20 protein-coding genes and 1 tRNA gene are annotated in these 19,560 nt (G+C 74.2%); 6 read left to right on the top strand and 15 right to left on the bottom strand.

The features are described from left to right. The coding region (locus ACFE60_RS09400) for an alpha/beta fold hydrolase (protein ID WP_375388593.1) at positions 1-673 on the top strand (673 nt) is incomplete at its 5' end. A gap of 158 nt (positions 674-831) precedes the next feature. Here the strand turns inward: ACFE60_RS09400 and ACFE60_RS09405 are convergent. The 3 genes from ACFE60_RS09405 to ACFE60_RS09415 all read right to left on the bottom strand — a co-directional run bounded on the left by ACFE60_RS09405 (position 832) and on the right by ACFE60_RS09415 (position 4,338). Then, positions 832-2,025 carry a glycoside hydrolase family 3 N-terminal domain-containing protein gene (locus ACFE60_RS09405; RefSeq protein ID WP_375388594.1) on the bottom strand — a complete coding sequence of 398 codons (1,194 nt, stop codon included), beginning with the start codon at positions 2,023-2,025 and terminating at the stop codon, positions 832-834. Then, positions 2,022-3,257 carry a glycosyltransferase gene (locus tag ACFE60_RS09410; protein WP_375388595.1) on the bottom strand — a complete coding sequence of 412 codons (1,236 nt, stop codon included), beginning with the start codon at positions 3,255-3,257 and terminating at the stop codon, positions 2,022-2,024. Before ACFE60_RS09410 ends, ACFE60_RS09405 begins: the two co-directional genes overlap by 4 nt. A 145-nt stretch (positions 3,258-3,402) precedes the next feature. Then, positions 3,403-4,338 (bottom strand): DMT family transporter, encoded by a 936-nt coding sequence (locus ACFE60_RS09415; protein WP_375388596.1) that lies wholly within the window; start codon positions 4,336-4,338, stop codon positions 3,403-3,405. Between the two features lie 90 nt (positions 4,339-4,428). Between ACFE60_RS09415 and def the strand changes: the two genes are divergently transcribed. After that, entirely contained in the window at positions 4,429-4,995 is a 567-nt protein-coding gene (gene def / locus ACFE60_RS09420; RefSeq protein ID WP_375388597.1) for a peptide deformylase, read from the top strand. Positions 4,996-4,998: 3 nt separating this feature from the next. Continuing rightward, complete coding sequence (locus ACFE60_RS09425) at positions 4,999-5,271, top strand: GNAT family N-acetyltransferase (RefSeq protein WP_375388598.1); 273 nt, start codon at positions 4,999-5,001, stop codon at positions 5,269-5,271. A gap of 154 nt (positions 5,272-5,425) precedes the next feature. Here the strand turns inward: ACFE60_RS09425 and ACFE60_RS09430 are convergent, their stop codons facing one another. Continuing rightward, entirely contained in the window at positions 5,426-6,319 is an 894-nt protein-coding gene (locus ACFE60_RS09430; RefSeq protein WP_375388599.1) for a sensor histidine kinase, read from the bottom strand. A 99-nt stretch (positions 6,320-6,418) separates the two neighbouring features. Here ACFE60_RS09430 and ACFE60_RS09435 point away from each other — a divergent pair, with 99 nt between their 5' ends. Further along, on the top strand, positions 6,419-7,063 hold the full coding sequence (locus ACFE60_RS09435) for a GNAT family N-acetyltransferase (RefSeq protein ID WP_375388600.1): 645 nt from the start codon (positions 6,419-6,421) through the stop codon (positions 7,061-7,063). A gap of 9 nt (positions 7,064-7,072) precedes the next feature. Here the strand turns inward: ACFE60_RS09435 and ACFE60_RS09440 are convergent, their stop codons facing one another. From ACFE60_RS09440 to ACFE60_RS09475, 8 genes are all read right to left on the bottom strand, one after another. Continuing rightward, complete coding sequence (locus ACFE60_RS09440) at positions 7,073-8,374, bottom strand: alpha/beta fold hydrolase (RefSeq protein ID WP_375388601.1); 1,302 nt, start codon at positions 8,372-8,374, stop codon at positions 7,073-7,075. Positions 8,375-8,476: 102 nt separating this feature from the next. After that, positions 8,477-8,549, bottom strand: a tRNA-Asn gene (locus ACFE60_RS09445). Between the two features lie 313 nt (positions 8,550-8,862). Then, positions 8,863-9,693 (bottom strand): ATP-binding cassette domain-containing protein, encoded by an 831-nt coding sequence (locus ACFE60_RS09450; protein ID WP_375388602.1) that lies wholly within the window; start codon positions 9,691-9,693, stop codon positions 8,863-8,865. A gap of 129 nt (positions 9,694-9,822) precedes the next feature. After that, on the bottom strand, positions 9,823-11,694 hold the full coding sequence (gene dnaG, locus ACFE60_RS09455) for a DNA primase (RefSeq protein ID WP_375388603.1): 1,872 nt from the start codon (positions 11,692-11,694) through the stop codon (positions 9,823-9,825). A gap of 177 nt (positions 11,695-11,871) precedes the next feature. Further along, a complete protein-coding gene (locus ACFE60_RS09460; protein WP_375388604.1) occupies positions 11,872-12,666 on the bottom strand; it encodes an oxygenase MpaB family protein in 795 nt (264 codons plus the stop codon). After that, positions 12,663-13,919, bottom strand: coding sequence for a deoxyguanosinetriphosphate triphosphohydrolase (locus ACFE60_RS09465; RefSeq protein ID WP_375388605.1), 1,257 nt, complete (start codon positions 13,917-13,919; stop codon positions 12,663-12,665). The genes ACFE60_RS09460 and ACFE60_RS09465 overlap by 4 nt, the downstream gene beginning before the upstream one ends. After that, complete coding sequence (gene dusB / locus ACFE60_RS09470; RefSeq protein ID WP_375388606.1) at positions 13,912-15,081, bottom strand: tRNA dihydrouridine synthase DusB; 1,170 nt, start codon at positions 15,079-15,081, stop codon at positions 13,912-13,914. Before dusB ends, ACFE60_RS09465 begins: the two co-directional genes overlap by 8 nt. A 210-nt stretch (positions 15,082-15,291) precedes the next feature. Next, on the bottom strand, positions 15,292-15,945 hold the full coding sequence (locus tag ACFE60_RS09475) for a DsbA family protein (protein ID WP_375388607.1): 654 nt from the start codon (positions 15,943-15,945) through the stop codon (positions 15,292-15,294). Positions 15,946-16,083: 138 nt separating this feature from the next. Here ACFE60_RS09475 and ACFE60_RS09480 point away from each other — a divergent pair, with 138 nt between their 5' ends. After that, positions 16,084-16,539, top strand: a complete 456-nt coding sequence (locus ACFE60_RS09480; protein WP_375388608.1) for an aminoacyl-tRNA deacylase — start codon at positions 16,084-16,086, stop codon at positions 16,537-16,539. Positions 16,540-16,735: 196 nt separating this feature from the next. Beyond that, a complete protein-coding gene (locus ACFE60_RS09485) occupies positions 16,736-17,218 on the top strand; it encodes a hypothetical protein (RefSeq protein ID WP_375388609.1) in 483 nt (160 codons plus the stop codon). Here ACFE60_RS09485 and ACFE60_RS09490 read toward each other — a convergent pair. The 3 genes from ACFE60_RS09490 to ACFE60_RS09500 all read right to left on the bottom strand — a co-directional run. Beyond that, on the bottom strand, positions 17,178-18,257 hold the full coding sequence (locus ACFE60_RS09490) for a geranylgeranyl reductase family protein (RefSeq protein WP_375388610.1): 1,080 nt from the start codon (positions 18,255-18,257) through the stop codon (positions 17,178-17,180). The two genes, ACFE60_RS09485 and ACFE60_RS09490, sit on opposite strands and share 41 nt — an antisense overlap. Next, positions 18,254-19,033, bottom strand: coding sequence for a YqjF family protein (locus ACFE60_RS09495; protein ID WP_375388612.1), 780 nt, complete (start codon positions 19,031-19,033; stop codon positions 18,254-18,256). The genes ACFE60_RS09490 and ACFE60_RS09495 overlap by 4 nt, the downstream gene beginning before the upstream one ends. Continuing rightward, a partial coding sequence (locus tag ACFE60_RS09500) for a His/Gly/Thr/Pro-type tRNA ligase C-terminal domain-containing protein (protein WP_375388611.1) occupies positions 19,030-19,560 on the bottom strand: 531 nt, incomplete at its 5' end. The genes ACFE60_RS09495 and ACFE60_RS09500, both read right to left, overlap by 4 nt.

Below are 19,560 nucleotides of genomic sequence, written 5' to 3' on the forward strand. Positions count from 1 at the left end.
CGGCGGGTACTTCGGCTGGGCCGCGGTCGCGCACTCCGGTCGGCGGCTCGTCCGCTACGACGCGCGCGGCCACGGGTGCTCGACCGGTCGTCCCGTGCCCGAGGACTACCGCTGGCCACGCCTGGCGGAGGACCTGCTCGCCCTGCTCGACGTCGTCTCGCCGGACCGGCCGGTCGACGCGATCGGCGTCTCCATGGGCGTCGGCACGCTGCTGCACGCCGCGACGCTGCGACCGGAGCGGTTCCGCCGGCTCGCCCTCGTGATCCCGCCGACCGCGTGGTCGACCCGCGAGGCCCAGGGCGACGTCTACCGGCAGATGGCCGATCTGGTGGAGGACCAGGGGCTCGAGACGCTGGTGCGGGCGATGCAGGCGCTCGGGACCCTGCCGCTGCTGGAGGCGGGTGGCTTCCCGCCGCCGGCCGCGCCGGACGTGGCGGAGGCACTGCTCCCCTCCGTGTTCCGCGGCGCCGCGGTGAGCGATCTGCCTCCCTCCGCGGTGCTGCCGGCGATCACGGTGCCGGTGCTGCTGCGGCCGTGGATCGACGACCCGGGTCACCCGGTCTCGACGGCGCAGCTGCTGCACGACCTCCTGCCCGGGGCGACGCTCGATGTGACCAGGACGCCGGACGCCCTGCGGGCGCTCGGCGGACGGGTCGCGGACTTCCTCCGCTGATCCGCGAGGCGCGGAGGCGCCGCCGCGGACGCGCATGTCCGCGAGGGCGCGGGCGTTCGGAGGCGCGCGCTTGCCGCTTCCGGCACGCGACACCCCGCAGACGGTGCGGAAAGCGGCAGGTCCGCGGTATCGGACCGGCGCGAGGACCGCGGAGCGGGTCAGGAGGCGGGCAGCGCGAGTCGGGCGGCCACGACCCGCTCCGCCGCCGCGGTCAGCTGCGCGTCGAACGCCGGGCTGCGACCCGCCTGGTCGACGAGGGCCCCGTGCATCGGGCCGATGTCGGCCGGCGCGACGTCGAGCAGCAGGTCGCCGCCCGCGCGGACGAACCGCACCGCGCGCTGCCCGGGCGTCCACCTCGCCACGGCCCGCGCGCCGCCGACGTCGTCGGACATCACCACGCCGTCGAAGCCGAGCCGCTCGCGCAGCAGCCCGCGGATGATCCTCGACGAGAACAGGGCCGGCGTGCCCGGGTCGATCCGCGAGTACTCCGCGCTCGACATCATGACGAAGGCGGTACCGCCGTCGATGCCCGCCGCGAAGGCCTTCAGCCGCACCGACGACGCCGTCGTGACGCTGTCGACGACCCGCCGCGACGTGTCGGTGTTCGCTCGTACGCAGCCGAGCCCCGGGAAGTGCTTCACGGCGGTCGCGACCCCCGCCGAGCGCATGCCGGCGACGAACGCGGCGACGTGCTCGCCGGCGTGCCCGGGATCGGAGGAGTACTGCCGATCGAGGCCCGCGATCGGCGGGTTGTCGTGCAGCGTCGAGGCGCACGGGACGTCCGCCACGGGCGCCAGGTCGAGCCGGACGCCCGCCTTCGCGAGCTGCGTGCCCCACGTCCTCGCGTCCGCCCGCATCGTGCGCAGCGGGAGCCCGCCCTGCACCGTCGCCCTGGGGATCGTGGAGAAGCCCGGTCCGCTCAGCACCTGGACGAGGCCGCCCTCCTGGTCGGTCGCGGTCAGCAGCGGCAGCCCCTCCGGCGCGGCCGAGCGCACCGGACGGAACGCCTTCGCGACCGCGGCGGTGCCCGCGCCGCTGCGCCCGCGGACCATGACGCCCGCGAGGTGGTACCGCCGCACGGCGGGTGCGAGCCCCGGCAGCTGCGACACCGTGCCGGCCGTCATCAGCGCCTGCCCGGCGCGCTCGCTGCGGGACATCCGCGCGACGATCGCGGCCGCGCGCTCCGCGACGGTGGGAGGCGTCGGCGTCGGGCTGAGCGTGGGCGAGACGGTCGCGCCCGCGATCGGCGCGGTCGCCCCGGCGGTGCCGGCTCCCTCCGCGCTGCAGCCCGCGAGCAGCAGCCCGACCGCGAGGACGGCGGGGAGGATCCTTCGGCGGCGCCGGGCGGTCAATCCGTGATGGCGCTCTTCGCGCGCCGGGCGAGGGAGCGGAACTGCTCGCGGACCTTGGCGGACAGCGGGGGCACGTCGGTCTCCGGATCGGTGACCTCCTCGCCCCGGTACAGCCGCTCGAAGATCGTGATCGTCGTGTCGATGTCGTGCGGCTCGAGCAGCCGGAGGGAGGCGCGCTGCATGACCTCGCGCTCGTCCTGCGGCATGCGCAGCACGCGCTCGAGCCGGTCGGCGAGCGCGGCGACGTCGCGCGGCGGGAACAGGTAGCCGTTCTCGCCGTCCTTCACGAGGTGCGGCAGCGCCATCGCGTCCGCGGCGACGACGGGAAGGCCGCTGGCCATCCCCTCCATCGTGGCGATCGACTGCAGCTCCGCGGTCGACGGCATCGCGAAGACGGTCGCGCGGCTGAGGATCGCCCGCAGGTCCGCATCGCTGACGCGGCCCGGGAAGTGGACCTGGTCGCCGATGCCGAGGCGCTGCGCCTGCTGCTCCAGCTGCCTGCGGATGTCGCCCTCGCCGACCAGGTCGAGCTGGGCGTGCAGGTCCTTCGGGATGCGGGCGACCGCCTCCACGAGATCGGGCAGCATCTTCTCCCCGGTGATGCGGCCGACGAAGACGATGCGGTTGTCCGGCTTGGTCTCGAAGTCGGGCGCGTAGTCGCTCATCCGGATGCCGCAGGAGATCGCGTGCACGTGCCGCAGGCCGGTGCGGGACTCGAGGTACTCCGCGGCGCGCTTCGTCGGCGTCGTGAGCGCGGCCGCCTTCCGGTACAGCCGGGTGCAGTCCTTCCACGCCAGCCAGGTGATGAGCGGCCAGGTGAGCTTCGGGAAGGGGGTGTGCTCGATCAGGTTCTCGGGCATGAAGTGATTCGTCGCCACGACCCGGATGCCGCGCTTGTACGACTCGGTCGTGATGCCGCGGCCGATCAGCATGTGGGAGTTCATGTGCGACACGTCCGGGCGGACCTCGTCGATGATCCTCGCCGCGTTGTGGTGGATGCGCCACGGGTAGACGGCGCGCAGCCAGTCGTGCAGCGGCCAGCGGAAGCTGTTCAGGCGGTGCACGGTGAGCATCTGGCCCAGGTGCTCCTCGCGGTACGCGCCCTGCTTCATGCCCTTGTGGGTCTGGGCGATGATGTGCACGTCGTGCCCGCGCGACGCGATGCCGGCCGCGAGCCGCACCTGGAAGCTGGCGGCCCCGTTCACGTCGGGGGCGAACGTGTCGCCCCCCATGAGCATGGTGAAGGGCGGCAGCGCGCTGTCCTCCGTCGGATCGCTGATGGCGGGTTCTCCTCAGGCGGGGTGCACCCCCGGGAAGGGGGCGATCCGACGGTAGCGCATGCGCGTCCGGCGGCCGCGTGGCTGCGACGGCGCGCCCTCAGGGCGCGTGCTCCGACTCCCGCGCTGCGACCTCGGGGTGGTAGCGGGACAGCTGGAAGACGCCGAACACGGCGACGCCGCCGGTCACGAGGAACGCGGGACCGGCCCACCACGGCGCGCTCGCCGCCTCCCCGAGCACGAGCACGCCGATCCCGACGGCGACGATCGGGTCCACGACCGTGAGCCCGGCGATGACGAGGTCCGGCGGCCCGACGGAGTACGCCGTCTGCACCAGGTAGAAGCCGCCGAGGCCCGCGAGCGCCAGCCCGAGGCCGCAGAGCAGCGTGAACCAGTCGAACTGCCCCTGGATCAGGCGGTTGATCACCGTCTTGGCCATCGTCGCGACGAAGCCGTAGAGCACGCCGGCGCCGACGATGTAGGCGATCGGGGTCATCCGGCTGCGGAAGATCGCGTAGAGCGTGCCGATCGCGATCAGCACGATCGCCAGCAGCACCAGGATCGTGCGCAGGTCGTCGTCCGAGATCGAGGTGTCCTTGCCGACGAACGCCGCGATGGTCACGAAGACCGCGACGCCGCCGATGCACAGCGCGATCGCCCGGACGACCTTGCGGCTCAGGTGGATGTGGTTCATCCGCGCGTTGAGGATCGCCGTGACGACCAGCGCGATCGCCCCGAGCGGCTGCACCACGATCAGCGGGGCGAAGCGGAGGCTCGTCAGCTGCAGCAGGATCGCGAGCCCGAGCAGCACGGTGCCGAGCAGCCACGAGCGGGTGCGCAGCAGCCGCACCAGCTCGGACGAGCCCAGCTCGGTCCCCTCGGTCGCGCGCCGCGCCTCCACCTGCTTGACGCCGCGCGACTGGAACTGCGCGCCGAACGACAGGAACACGGCCCCGATCAGCGCGATCGGGATGCCCACCGCCTGCGCCGTGTTCAGCACGTGGTCGCCCAGATGGACGTCGAGGAGGGGCGGCACGCGCCGAACGATAGCGGCCCGACCGCGGAGGGAGGCCCCGCTACGCTGATGAGGCCCCTGTTTCGCGAGCGGGGCACGGAGGACCGACGCTTGACCGTGCTGCCGATCCGCATCACCGGGGACCCCGTCCTGCACACCCCCGCGGCGCCCGTGACCGAGTTCGACGACGCGCTGCGCACGCTGGTCGCGGACATGTTCGAGACGATGGACGCCGCGCCGGGGGTCGGGCTCGCGGGCCCGCAGGTCGGAGTGCCGCTGCGGCTGTTCGTGTACGGGTACGACCACGACCCGGCGGGTCCGCAGCGCGGCGTCGCGATCAACCCGACGCTGTGGATCACGCCGACGCCGATCGGCGAGCCGGACGACGACGCGGACAGCGAGGGCTGCCTCTCCGTACCGGGCGAGCGCTTCCCCCTCCGTCGCTCGCTGCGCGCGCGACTCGAGGCCGTCGACCTGGACGGGAAGCCGTTCGGGCTGGATGCGAGCGGCTGGTTCGCCCGGATCCTGCAGCATGAGACCGACCACCTCGACGGGGTGCTCTACGTCGACCGGCTCGACTTCCTGCACCAGCGCCGGGCGAGGAAGGCGATCAGCGGGAACCGGTGGGGCAGGCCCGGCAACGAGTGGACCCCAGGGGTCGACGACTTGGAGGCGTGAACCGTGGAGTTCGAGCACGACGTGGTGCGGCAGCGCTACCTGGGGCGGATCGACGGCGAGGTCGTCACCTCCCTCGACTACGCCGTCGCGGGCACCGTGATCTCGATGACCCGCACGTTCACGAACCCGCCGTTCCGCGGTCGCGGGTACGCGGGCGAGATCACCGCGCACGCCGTCGCGGAGGCGGAGGCCGCTGGCCGCACGATCCGGCCGACGTGCTGGTACGTGGCGCAGTGGTTCGACGAGCACCCCGACCGGGCGCACCTGCTCGCCTGAGGCCTCCGTTTCGCGGATCCGGATCTCTGTCGCGGATCCGGATCGTCTTCGCGACACGCCGCATCGCGAGCGCGGTGCACGGCGTGTCGCCCGGTCCATCCGGATCCGCGGCACGTCTCCGGATCGACGTCCAGGAGCAGCACCCGCAGCGCCGTCAGCGGCGGGAGAGGTCCACGCCGTGCACGCCGTTGTGGAAGCGGATGGAGGGGAACGTCGCGCTGATCGAGAAGCCGACGCCGGGCGTCTCCGTCGCGGTCAGCGTGCCGCCGAAGAGCTCGGTCCTCGCCCGCATCTCCTGGATGCCGGGACCCGCGAGCACCTGGGTCAGGGACCGCAGGTCGTCCTCGACGCCGTAGGCGAGCTCGGCCGCGGTGTCGTCGGGCGAGAGGCCGCGCAGCAGGACCGCGTTGCGGAACCCGTTGTCGTCGATCTGCACCGCGAGGCCCACGGCGGTCCAGCTGAAGACGACCTGCACCTCCGTGCCGTCCCCGCCGTGCTTCAGCGAGTTGGACAGCGCCTCCTGCAGGATCCGGTACACCGCGAGCTCGGCGCCCGAATTCAGGTCGTACGCCTCGCCGTGCTCCACGACGACGACGTGCAGACCGGCGTCCCGCATCGTCTTGAACAGCTCCCGCGTCGTGGTCAGCCGGGGCTGGGGCCCCGCCTCCGCCTCGCTCTCGCGCACGAGCGTCATGACCCGGCGCATGTCCGCGAGGGTCGTGCGGCCCGTCTCGGCGATGGTGTGCGCGGCGCGGACCGCGGCGGAGGGGTCGGTGCCGCCCGCGTAGCGCGCGCCGTCGGCCTGGGCGACGATCCCGGAGACGCGGTGCACGGCTACGTCGTGCAGCTCGCGGATGATGCGGAGGCGCCCGCCCTGGTCGGCGACGGCGAGCCGCAGGCGCGCCAGCTCGCGGTCCCGCTCCGCGTTCCTGCGCCGCTCGGCGCGGAGGCGGCGGGCGGCGACGCGCCCGAGCACGAGCAGGGCCACGGCGGCGCCCAGCAGGCCGCAGGCGATGGCGAGCCACGCGATCGGCGGGAGGCTCGGCATGCGAGCGATCATACGAACCGGTGGCACGAGGACCCGGCAGGCGCACGCGTCGCATCCGTCCGGGAGGCGCCGGGCGGCGGCACTCCGTAGCCTCTGCACGTGGGGATCGACGACGCGTGGCCGCTGTTCGGGCTCGAGCTGCGGAGCCCGAACCTCCGCCTCCGCGTCGTGCGGGACGAGGACCTCCCCGGCCTGCTCGACGCGGTGAGCGCCGGCATCCACGACCCGGCCGTGATGCCGTTCGGCGTGCCGTGGACGGATGCCGCGCCGGAGGAGCTGCGGCGCTCGTTCGTCGCGTACCAGTGGGGCAAGCGGTCGCGGGTCCAGCCGGGCACGTGGGACCTCAGCTTCACGGTGCTGCTGGACGGCGTGCCGATCGGCATCCAGGACGTCTCGGCCCACCGGCTGTCGACGCGCCGGACCGTGACGACCGGGTCCTGGCTGACCCGCGCGCAGCAGGGGCTCGGCATCGGCAAGGAGATGCGGGCGGCGACCCTGCTGTTCGCGTTCGACCACCTGGGCGCGGACGTCGCCGAGTCGAGCGCCGCGCAGTGGAACCGGTCCTCGCTCGGGGTGTCCCGCGCGCTCGGCTACGAGGACAACGGCCGCAGCCGCGTGGTGAAGCGGCCCGGGGAGGCGGAGGTCGAGCAGCGCGTTCGCCTCGACCGCGACGCGTTCCGCCGGCCGGACTGGCGGCTCGAGGTCGTGGGCCTCGAGCGCGCGCTGCCGGAGCTGCTGGACTGAGCCGACGGCCTACCGGCGCGGGCCGACCCGCTCGTCGAGCATCCGCAGCAGGTGCCGCACGACCTCGCCGCCGCTCGCGGCGATGCCGTCGTGCTCCCACTCGTCGGTGACCCAGGTGGTGAGGTTCGCGACCTCGCTCGCGGTCTGCAGCTGCAGGTCCGCGTCGACGTAGAGGTCGTCGAAGTACACCGCCGCGGCGACCGGCACCTCGTTCGCGGCCAGCCGGGCGTGGTCGTAGCGGGCGGGCCAGTCCGACCGCTGCTGCAGCACCTCCACCGCCGGCCCGAAGGGCCGCAGCAGCCGGATCTCCTGGAACATCCACGGGAAGAACATCTCGCCGGTGAAGCGGAGGGGTCGCGCGGACTCCGCGAACCCGGGCTGCCGCTCGTGCTCGGCCTGCACCGCCCATCGCGTGGCTCCGGAGGTGTCGTCGGTGTACTCGGCCGCCTCCTGCAGCGCCGCCCACAGCGGGTCGTCCGCGAAGGAGGTGGCGTGCTGCGCCGCGGCGAGGAACGCGTCGGACAGACCGCCGTCGCTCCCCCACGCGGTGTCGAGCAGCCAGTGCAGGTCCTCGAAGCCGTGCTGCATGCCGAAGCGGCCGCCGAGCATCTGGAACCGCCGCACCGTCAGCCGGTCGCCGTCCGGCAGGCGCACATCGCGCTCCGTGAGCAGGTCCGCGACGCGCGCGATCACCGCCGTGTCACCGGGGTAGCGCTGCTCGTACCGGCGGTTCTTCGCGAGCGCCCGCGGGTAGGTGCGACGGTAGAGGTCGGCCGCGTCCGGGTGGAGAGACGGCAGCCCGCCCGTGATCATGGATGCCGCCAGGCCCTCCGGCGCCGTCGACAGGTACTCGAGCGTGATCCACCCGCCGTAGCTCTGCCCGAACGTCGACCACCGCCGACCGCCGTAGACGGTGGTCCGCAGGTGCTCGGCGTCGCGGACGATCGAGTCGGCGCGGAAGCGGGCGAGGTACGCAGCGCCCTCCTCCGCGGTCGCGAAGGACGCCATGCGCGCGGCGTCGAGCCGGGTGCTGCGGCCGGTGCCGCGCTGATCGAGCAGGACGACCCGATGCCGCTCGAGCAGGACGCCGACCCACCCGGACGCGTCGACCGGCCGCGGCGACTTCCCGCCGGGACCGCCCTGCAGGAAGACGATCAGAGGCAGGTCCTCGTGGCGCCGGTGCGCAGCCGTCAGCTCCCGGGCGAACACCGTGATGGTCGCGCCGTCGTCGGGCGAGGACCAGTCGAGCGGCACGGTCACCTCGTGGTCCCGCACGTGCAGGCCGGGCATCGTGTACTCCGCGACGATCATGCGACGATCCTGCCCCTGCGCGCATGCGGAGTCGTCGCGGCACCGGAGGAGAACGCCGAAGCCCGGCCGATCGAGGCGATCAGCCGGGCTCCAGCACTGCGGCTCCCCGAATAGGACTCGAACCTATAACCTGCCGGTTAACAGCCGGCTGCTCTGCCAATTGAGCTATCGAGGATCGGCGGCGAGCGATCACCGCGGCCTGGAGAGTGTAGCCCAACCGGCGGCGGCCGCCTCGACCGACGGCCGTGTCGGGGCGCTCAGTCGAGCGGTCGGGTGGCTGCCGGCAGCACGCCGCCCGCGACGATCTCCGCCGCCGCGTCCTGCAGCGCGGATCCGAGAGCGCTTCAGCAGGAGGAATTCCCGACGGCAGGAAGAATCGGGCAACCTTTTCCTGCTGAAGCGGATTCTTCCTGCCGTCGTGCTCCGGGATTCCTGCTCGAGTGCTCTGGAAGTCCTGCCGAAGTGCTCGGGAGCCGGTTCGCCTCCGCTCAGTGCGCGGCGGGCAGCGCGATGACGCCGGTGCGGAGGAAGTAGTCGTCGCGCAGGCCGCGCACGTACGGGTGGTCCGGGTCCTCGAGCACCTGCGCGGCGGGGCCGTCGGCGATCAGCACGCCGCGGTGCAGCACGACGACCCGCTGGGTGGTGCGGTGCATCACGGCCGCGTCGTGGCTCACGATCAGCGCGGAGAAGACGCGCTCGGCCTGCAGCTCGAGCAGGGTGTCGAGCACGGGGCCGCGGGTGGCGACGTCGACGCTGGAGGTGGGCTCGTCCGCGATCCACAGCATCGGCTGCAGGATCAGGGAGCGCGCGATCGCGACCCGCTGACGCTGGCCGGCGGAGAGCTCCCACGGGTAGCGGTCCATGATCGCGAGCGGCAGCTGCACGGCGTCGAGCAGCTCCGCGGCCCGCATGCCCGCGTCGCGGCGGTCGAAGCGCCGGTCGCGCTCGAGGAGCGGCTGCGTGACGGTCTCGACGACGGTGAGCCCGGCCGGGAGGTTCCGCCCGGCGTCCTGCGGCAGGAAGCCGACCTGGGCGCCGAGGAACCGGCTCGCGATGCGGCCCGGGCGCTCGGCCCGCATGCCGAGCACGGAGACGGAGCCGCCGACGACGCGGGGGCCGCGCTCCCCCGGGCGCCTGGCTGCGCGGCCCGCGAGCACGCGGGCGAGGGTGGACTTGCCCGCGCCGGTCTCGCCGACCACGCCGACCAGCTCGCCGGGCGCGATGCGCAGGTCGACTCCGCGCACGGCGTCGAACCGCGGCTGCCCGGGGTAGCCCACGGACAGGTCTCGCGTCACGACGACCGCACCGCTGTCGACCATCCGCACCCCCTCGAGTGGTCGGGAGCCTAGGACGGCGACGGCCCCGCGGCCCCGCGACACCCCACAACTGGGGCGGCCCGGTTCAGGTCGCGCTTCCGACGCGTCGCTCGGCGACGCCCGGCGGCCCGCTCAGGCGCTGCGGAGGCCCCGGCGCTCCGCCTCGACGCCGACGAGTCGCTGCCGCAGCTCGCGCAGGCGGTCGGTGTCCGAGGCGCCCTCGGTGCGCTGCAGCTGGCGGACCAGGTCCGCCTTCTGCCGCAGCAGGTGCCGGTCGACCAGCGACGCGACGGTCGCCTTCGCCGTCCGCGCGAGCTGCTCCTCCTGGCTCGGCCGCACGGGCAGCGGCAGGAACGCCAGCTCGCCCACGATCGGCGCGATCGACTCCGGCACCTCCGCGGCCAGGCGCTCGAGCCAGCCCGCGCCGCCCAGCGCCCCCAGCTGCGAGCCGACCGCGTCGCGGACGATCGCGAGCGTCGCGTTGTGGAACCCGACCTCGGTCGAGCGGCGGATCAGGTCGCCGCCGACCAGGTGCGGCACCTGGACGATCATCATCAGCGCCTCGCGCTCGAGCCGAGTCGCCGGGTCGTCCGGCAGGGAGCGGAGGGAGGCAGGCGGACGCTTCGGCGCCTCCTGCTGCTCCGCACGCGCGGCCTCGCGACGGTCCGGCTCGCGTCGCGGCTCGCCGCGGCGCCCGCGCTGCACCGCGCGCTGCACCTCCGGCAGGTCCATGCCGAGCCACCGCGCCAGCTCGCGCGTGTAGCCCGGCCGCACGGTCGTGTCGCGGATGTCGGCGATGATCGGCGCCGCCTCCCGCAGGGCGGAGGAGCGGCCCTCCACGGAGTCGAGGTCGTGGGCGTCGAGCACCCGCCGGATCATGTACTCGAACATCGGGCGCTTCGCCTCGACCATCGCGCGGACGGCCTCGTCGCCCCGCTGCACCCGCAGGTCGTTCGGGTCGAGGCCGTCGATGCCGACCGCGACGAAGGTGCGGGCGGAGAACCGCTGCTCCTCCGCGAACGCGCGGACCGCGGCCTTCTGCCCGGCGGCATCGGGGTCGAAGGTGAACACGACCTCGCCGTGCGAGCCGGTCTCGTCGCCGAGCACCCGCCGCAGCACCTTGATGTGCTCGACGCCGAACGCGGTGCCGCAGGTCGCGATGGCGGTCGGCACGCCCGCGAGGTGGCAGGCCATCACGTCGGTGTAGCCCTCGACGATCACCGCGCGGCCGCTGCGGGAGATGTCGCGCTTCGCGAGATCGAGCCCGTACAGCACCTGCGACTTGTGGTAGATCGGCGTCTCGGGGGTGTTCAGGTACTTCGGGCCCTGGTCGTCCTCCAGCAGGCGGCGCGCGCCGAACCCGACGGTCGCGCCGGTGAGGTCGCGGATCGGCCAGACGAGCCGCCCGCGGAACCGGTCGTAGACCCCCCGGTCGCCGCTCGACACGAGGCCGGCCGTCGACAGCTCCGTGTCCGTGAAGCCCCGCTCGCGCAGGTGCTTCGTCAGCGCGTCCCACGACTTCGGCGCCCAGCCGACCCCGAACTGCGCGGCCGCGCGCTCGTCGAAGCCCCGCTCGGTGAGGAACTGCTGCCCGGGCCCGGCCGCCGGCGTGGGCAGCTGCGCGACGAACCACTCCGCAGCGAGCCGGTTCGCCTCCAGCAGGCGCACGCGGTTCGCGACGTCCTGCTGCGGCTGCCCGTCCTCGTAGGTGAGCGTGAAGTTCAAGCGCGCCGCGAGGGACTCGACGGCGTCCGCGAACGATAGGTGATCGAGCTCCATCAGGAAGCTGATCACGTCGCCGTCGACGCCGCAGCCGAAGCAGTGGTAGCGGCCGACCGCCGGGCGGACGGTGAAGCTGGGGCTGCGCTCGTCGTGGAAGGGGCAGAGGCCCTTCAGCGAGCCGACGCCCGCGGGCTTCAGCGCGACCTGCTCGCCGATGACGACGGCGACGTCCGTGCGGCTGCGGACCTCGTCCACATCGCTCTTCCGGATGCGGCCCGCCACTCGGAGGATTCTAGGTTCGCCCGGGGACACGGGCGCCCCCTGTGGACAACCCACCCGGCGGCTCCTCCGCTCCCTCGCGGATCCGGATTCCTCACGCGGATCCGGATCACCCGCGCGACACGTCGCTGCGGGAGTCGCCGGCGCGGCGTGTCGTCGAGACCATCCGGATCCGCGAGCTCAGGTCTCGCGTCGGGCGGCCGCGAGGATGCGGCGGGCCGGCAGCCGGCGCAGGGCGGGCGGGAGGAGGCGGACGGCCGGCGCGAGCCGCCGCGCGGCCGGCAGCAGGTCGGGCACCCAGCGGGGCACCAGCGGATCCAGCGCGGGCCGGATGCCGGGCAGCGTCGGCAGCGTCGGCAGCGTCGCACGGAGCAGCAGCGGCATCGCCACCCGAAGCCACACCGGCGTCGACCTGGCGGCCACGAGGGCGCGGACCACCGGCACCGTCGTGGCGTCGAACCCGAGGTCCCCGGAGGCCCTGGCGAACGCCTCGTCGAACCCTGCTCGGGTGCGCGGCCACGCCCCCTCCGGCAGCCCGAGCACGGTCGCGAGACGTCCGTCCCGCTCGAGCAGCTCGTCCGCGAGCGCGTCGGGCAGCCGACCCCAGACCGACTCGGCGATCCGGATCGCGGTGTCGTGGATCGTCGCCGCGACCCACAGCTGCAGCGCCGCGTCGCGCGCGTCGTACGCCAACGCGGCGTCCTCCCCGCTGACCACCGGCCGGTGCGCCGCGCCGACGGACCGGGCGACGCGGCGGACGAGGTCCTCCTCCCCCGCCGCGACGACGTAGACGAACCGGAGGGTGCCGCGCAGCCGCGCGAGCGGGTCCGCCTCGAAGTCGCTGTGGTGCGCGACACCGTGCCCGACGGCCGGGTGCGCGAGCTGCAGGAGCAGCGCCCGGAGCCCGCCCGCGAGCAGGACGCCCTCCAGCTGCAGCTGCTCCGCGGTCGGCAGCCGCCGAGCGCGGCGGCTCATCGGACCAGGCGGCCGTGCCAGGCGAGGGCCGACTGGTCCGTGAGGCTCGCCACCTGGTCGACGACGACCCGCCTGCGGCCCGCGTCGTCCGAGGCCTCGGCCCAGTCGTCGGAGAACGCGGTGTCGAGGTGCTGCGGCCCGGCCACCAGCGCGTCCGCGAGCTCCTGCAGCAGCTCCCGCTGCTGCAGGTAGACGGGCCGGCGGGTGTCGTGCGCCATCACGAAGGCGGCGACGATCCCCTTCAGCGCCGCGATCTCGGCCTGCACGCCCCTCGGCACCTCGACGTCGGCGCCGAACCGGACCAGGACGCCGCTCGGGTGCGCCCGCCGGGTGGCGGCCGTCGCCGCGCCCGAGAACCGGCCGATCAGCTGGCTGGTCAGGTTCTTCAGCGCGCCATGCGCTCGGCGCGAGCCGTCCCACTCCGTGATCCACGCGTCGGTCGCGCGCAGGCGGTGCAGCGCCTCGACCAGCTCGTCCTGATCGAACTCCCCGCCCACCCACGCCCACATCGCCGACACCACGCTGCGGGAGGCCGCGTTCGAGCGCAGGGCCGCGAGGTCGACGGAGCCGCCCACCACGGCGTCCTCGAAGTCGTGCACGGAGTAGGCGATGTCGTCGGAGAGGTCCATGACCTGCGCCTCGATGCACGGCCGCCGGTCCGGCGCCCCCGCTCGCAGCCACGCGAACGCCGCCTCGTCCTCCGGGTAGTGGCCGAACTTCTGCCGGCCGCTCGGGTCGCCGACCGGCGCGTCCGGGCCCCACGGGTACTTCACGGAGGCGTCGAGGCTCGCGCGCGTCAGGTTGAGGCCGTAGGCGGCGCCGTCCGGCCCGAACACCTTCGGCTCGAGCCGGGTGAGCAGCCGGAGGGACTGCGCGTTGCCCTCGAAGCCGCCGATGTCGGCGCTCCACTCGTTGAGGGCCCGCTCGCCGTTGTGCCCGAACGGCGGGTGACCGAGGTCGTGCGCGAGGCAGGCGGTGTCGACCACGTCGGGGGCGAGGCCCAGGTTGCCCGCGAGCTCGCGCCCGACCTGGGCGACCTCGAGCGAGTGCGTCAGCCGGGTGCGGGCGAAGTCGAGGCCGAGCGTCGGCGACAGCACCTGCGTCTTGGCGGCCAGCCGGCGCAGCGCGCCGGAGTGGAGGAGGCGGGCGCGGTCGCGGGCGAAGTCGCTTCGGCGGGAGGAGTGCTCCTCCGGCAGCCACCGGTCGCGGGCGGCCTCGTCGTAGCCGAGGTCGGCGTCGCCGGTGTCACCCACCGCTGGAGTCCAGCTCGGCTCCTGCGACGACGGCCCGGTCGGCCGCGTCGAGCGACCGGGACTCGAGCCAGCGGTCCGGCAGCGCGGGCGACTTCGGCGTGCCCGCTCGGCCGCGCTGCCCCTCCGCCGCCTCGCCCGGGTACGGCTGGTCGGAGTCGAGGTGGGCGAGCAGCTCGTCGAGCTGCGCGAGCGACTCGACCTGCGCCAGCTGCGCGCGCAGCTGCCCGCCGACGCCGTACCCCTTGAAGTACCAGGCGACGTGCTTGCGGATGTCGCGGCAGCCGCGGTGCACGCCGCCGTCCGGGTCGTCGCCGAAGAACTCGACGAGCAGCTGCGCGTGCCGGCGGAACGCGTCCGCCACCTGGCCGAGGCTCGGCGGCTCGGGAGCGACGCCCTTCCCGAAGGCGGCTGCCAGGTCGCCGAACAGCCACGGCTTGCCGAGGCACCCGCGGCCGACGACGACGCCGTCGCAGCCGGTCTTCGCCATCATCCGCAGCGCGTCGTCGGCGCTCCAGATGTCCCCGTTGCCGAGCACGGGCACGCTCGTCACGGTCTGCTTCAGCTTCGCGATCGCGCTCCAGTCCGCGTGCCCGGAGTAGAACTCGGCGGCCGTGCGCGCGTGCAGCGCGATGGAGGAGACGCCGGCGCCCTCCGCGATGCGACCGGCCTCGAGGTAGGTCAGGTGGTCCGCGTCGATGCCCTTGCGCATCTTCACCGTGAGCGGCAGCGGACCGGCCGCGCGCACCGCGCGCTCGACGATGTCGCGGAACAGGTCGAGCTTCCAGGGCAGGGCCGAGCCGCCGCCCTTCCGCGTCACCTTGGGCACCGGGCAGCCGAAGTTCAGGTCGACGTGGTCGGCGCGGTCCTCCTCCCGCAGCATCGTCACCGCCGCCTCGACCGTCGCGGGGTCCACGCCGTACAGCTGCACGGACCGCGTCGACTCGGACGGGTGGAAGCGGATCAGCCGCATCGACTCGCGCGTGCGCTCGACGAGCGCGCGGCTCGTGATCATCTCGCTGACGTACAGGCCGGCGCCGTACTCGGCGCAGAGGCGCCGGTACGCGGTGTTCGTGATGCCCGCCATCGGCGCGAGCACGACGGGCACGTCGAGGTCGAGGGGCCCGATGCGCAGTGCCGGCGCGGGCGCGAGTGCCGTGGTCACGCCCCCATTCTCGCCGACCCGCCGACAGCCGCCCGCCGCGCACGAGGGCTCGCGGCGTCGTGCCTCATTCCGCGCGCCGGGCGCGGGAGGTGGCGAGGCCTGGTCAGGAGGGCGCGGGCGCCTCGAGGTCGGCGGCCGGGAGGCAGTCGTCGCCCTCGCAGGCCGGGCCGGCGCCCGGCAGCATCGTCAGCGCGATGGGCCGCAGCTCGCTCATCGCGCCGCCGCCTGCTCCGCCGCCACCTGGGTGAGGGCCCCGGCGAAGGTCTCGGGCGACTGCGCGCCGGAGACGCCGTAGCGCCCGTCGACGACGAAGAAGGGGACGCCCCGGATGCCGTACGCGACGGCCTGCGCGTGGTCGGCCTGCACGTCGCCGGCGTACCGGTGGTCGATCAGCGCGGCCCGCGCCTCCGCCTCGTCGATCCCGATCGACCCGGCGAGCGCGACGAGGTCGTCGACGTGCCCGATGTGGCCGCCGTCGACGAAGTAGGCCTTGAACAGGGCCTCCGCGGCCTCCAGCTGCTTGCCCCGGGCCTTCGCGAGGTGCAGCAGCTCGTGGGCGAGCAGCGTCCTCGTGTGCCGGATGTCCTCGTAGTGGTAGGCGAGGCCGACCTCGGCGGCGATCGCCGACACCTGGTCGGTCATCGCCCTCGCCTGCTCGACCGGGATCCCCTTGTGCCCGGAAAGGAACTCGGCGGCGCTGCCTTCGAAGTCGACCGGGGTGTCGGGCGAGAGCTCGAACGAGTGGTACTCGACCTCGACGGGGACACCCGCGGCGGCCGCGCCGGCCTCGAACCTGCGCTTGCCGATGTAGCACCAGGGGCATGCGACGTCGGACCAGATGTCGACCTTCACGGGATCCGTCACCTCTGCGCGAACCGCGCCTCCCGCCGCCGCATTCCCGGAACCGATCTCACGGACGGCGAGCCTGACGGGGCCCTGCGCTGCTCGACGGGATGTGCGCACCGGACGATCCGCAGCGGACGGCCCCGTTAGCGTGGAGGCGTGGGCAGCGAGCGCGTGACGGAGGCGGCCGACGCGCTCGGCCTCGAGGTCGAGCTGGTGGAGCGGCCCGCCGCGGACTCGCTCGAGGGGGCGGCTGCGCTGCTCGGGCTGGAGCCCTCCTCCATCGTGAAGTCGCTGGTCGTCGCGCGCAGCGACGGCACGTTCCTGTTCGCGCTCGTGCCCGGCGACCGGCAGATCGCGTGGGCGCGGCTGCGCGCCGCGGTCGGCGTCAACAAGCTGCGGCTGCCGAGCGCGGAGGAGGCGCTGGCGGCGACGGGCTACGAGCGCGGGACGATCACGCCGCTCGGCAGCTCGACCGCGTGGCCGGTCTTCGCGGACGAGCGCATCGCGGGGCGCATCGCGATGGGTGCGGGCGCACACGGGTTCAGCGCCTTCGTCGACGCGGCGGCGCTGCTGTCGGCCCTCGACGCGACGGTCGCGGACATCACGGGCTGAGCGCGCCAGCTGCGTGGCGCGCGGCATCTGCGGCCGAGACGCGCATCTGCGGCTCGGGCCCGAGCCGCAGATGCGGGTTCGAGCCGCACACGGTTGCGTAGGCGCTTGTGACACGGTCGGTGTCGGACCGCCCTCCTAACCTGCACCTGCCCGTGCCGGGAAGGAAGGAATGCACGTCCCGAGGATCCGGCCACCGGTGATCACGACCGAACTCATCGAGCGAGCCGCAGCCGACCCCTCGTTGCGCCGCGTCCTGCCTCGCGTACACATCGTCGGCGCGCCCGATCGAACCTCGGTGGATGGACCGCCCCTCCCCTGCGAACCGATGTGGACACCGCTGCGCGGCCGCGCGCACGGAGGCGGACACCCACGGACGTTCATCGGGTGCATCACAGGCGGCGTCTCCGACATCGCTGAGATCGGCTCGGTCGGTGTCCGCGACAGCGCGGAACTCGTCGACCTACTCACGCCGCTGATGTGCGCTCGATGCTTCACACCGTCCGGCGCGATCCGCGAGATGGAGCGTCTGCTGCAGCAGGCTGCACAGCTCGAGGAAGGCACGCTCGTGCGCCTCGGTGCGCGAGGCGAGCTGGTACCGCTTGGTCCCGATGAGGTACCGCGCGGCGTCCGGTCGCTCCTCACCGCCCCCGCAGCGACAGCCCCACCTCGCCGCGGCTGAAGCGGACGAAGCGGCTCGCGCCGGCACCGGTCCTGGTCACCGCGAGGTGCGCCAGCCCCGGCGCCCGCTCGAGCACGCTGAGCAGGCGGGCACCCGACCGCTGCTCCGGCTCCAGCTCGTCCGCGACGGACGACTCGTAGTCCGCGAGGGCCTCGGCTCCCGCGGCCGCGGCCGCACCTGCGGCGAGCCCCGAGCGCAGCGCGAAGGAGATCCCCTCGCGCGTCAGCGGCTCGAGCAGGCCGGCCGCGTCACCCGCCACCAGCACCCGGCCCCTCCGCACGGGCGAGCCGGGCTCCCGCCAGCGGGTGAGGTGGCCGGAGTCGTGGAGGCGCTCGCGGTCCGCGAGGCCGAGTCCGTCGAGGAGCCGGGCGAGATAGGCGCGGGTCGCCGCCCCCTCCCCCTTGCGCTGGATCACGCCGACCGTCAGCCGGTCCCCCTTCGGGAACACCCAGCCGTACGTCCCGGCGTCGGCGCCCCAGTCGAGGTGCACGCGGTCCGCCCAGGCGGGGTCGGCGCCCGCGAGCTCCACCTCCAGCCCGAGGTCGCTGCGCGCGATGCGGACGCCGACGTACCGGCCGACGACCCCGGACGAGCCGTCCGCGCCGACGACGACGTCCGCGAGGACGGTGCCGCCCGGCAGGGTGACCTCGACGCCGCCGTCGACCTCGTGCAGCGCGGTGACCCGGGTGCGGTCCTGGAAGTCGGCGCCCGCCGCCACCGCGGCGTCGACGAGCGCCTGGTCGAGCACCTCCCGGCGGACGAGGGAGAGGAACGGCCGGGTCGAGCGGATCCGCCGCGGCGGGCCGCCGCGGAGGGAGAACGTCGCCGTCGAGACCGTCCGCTCGATCGTCGCGAGCGCCGTCGGCGGCAGGAGCGCGAGGGAGGCGCCGATCATCCCGCCGCCGCAGGTCTTGTACCGGGGGAACCGGGCGCCGTCGAGCAGCAGCACGCGTGCGCCCCGCTCCGCTGCCGCGCGGGCGGCGGTCGAGCCGGCGGGCCCGGCCCCGACCACGAGGACGTCCCAGCGCTCCGTCGTCACGTGCTCACCGCCCCCTCCCGCACGCCTCCTCCTCCGGACTCCGCTCGGACGAGCGTCGGTCCGGCGAATCGGGTGACGACGCCGGGCGAGACGAGCACGGAGTCGGGCGCGCGGTCCGCCAGCCCGGGGAACCCGGCATCCGCGAGCAGCTCGTCGTCCAGCTCGAGCAGCTCGCCGCGGAGCAGCGGCCAGGGCTCGTGCTCGTTGCGCCAGTAGGTCGTCTGGGTACCCCGGCCCACGTGCATCGCCCAGCGGGCGGTGAGGAAGTCCGCGGTCGCGTCGCCGTCGACGCGCTCGTCGGTCCGCCGCACGGCGATCCGGGTGCGCGGCCGGGAGGCGCCCTCGAGCCGCTCGGAGGCGTAGCGGTAGGTCGACCCGATCCGCTCGCCCCGCATCCGCGCCCACCTGTACGGCAGCCCGATCGCGATCCGGGCGGCGAGCACCGGCAGCAGGTGCGCCGCGTCGAGGCTGCGGAACACGACGCTGCGCCGACCGGCGTCGTCGACCGCGTACAGGCGCACGTTCGTCTCGAGGAAGGTGCCGAGCCACGGGACGACCGGCAGCGGCGGGAACGCGGTGCGCTCGAGCCGGAACGGGATCAGCCCCACCCAGGTCGCCCCGTCCGGCGTCGTGTCCGGCCGCGTGCCGCGAGGCAGCCAGGGTGCGACCTGCGTCGGATCGACGCGCCAGTGGAGGAAGACGGCGTCGCTCCACCGCTGCCGGATCGCCGCGCGACCCGGCAGCGCCGCGGCGACCGCCGAGACCGGCTCCGTCAGGACCCGATCAGCGCGGAGGCGAGGTAGCCGTGCAGCCGGTCGAGCGAGACGCGCTCCTGCTGCATGGTGTCGCGCCCGCGGACCGTGACCGCCTGGTCCTCGAGCGAGTCGAAGTCGACCGTGATGCAGAACGGCGTGCCGATCTCGTCCTGCCGGCGGTACCGGCGGCCGATCGCGCCCGCGTCGTCGAACTCGACGTTCCACTCCCGGCGCAGGTCCGCCGCGACCTGCTTCGCGAGCGGGGACAGCTGCTCGTTCCGGCTGAGCGGCAGCACCGCCGCCTTCACCGGCGACAGCCGCGGGTCGAGCCGCAGCACGGTCCGCTTGTCCACGCCGCCCTTGGTGTTCGGCGCCTCGTCCTCCGCGAACGCGTCGACGAGGAACGCCATCAGCGCCCGGGTGAGACCGAACGCGGGCTCGATCACGAACGGCGTCCAGCGCGTGTTCGCGGCCTGGTCGAAGTACGACAGGTCCTTGCCGGATGCAGCGGCGTGCGTCGTCAGATCGAAGTCGGTGCGGTTGGCGAT

The organism is uncultured Amnibacterium sp., assembly GCF_964245895.1.
GTDB lineage: Bacteria > Actinomycetota > Actinomycetes > Actinomycetales > Microbacteriaceae > Amnibacterium.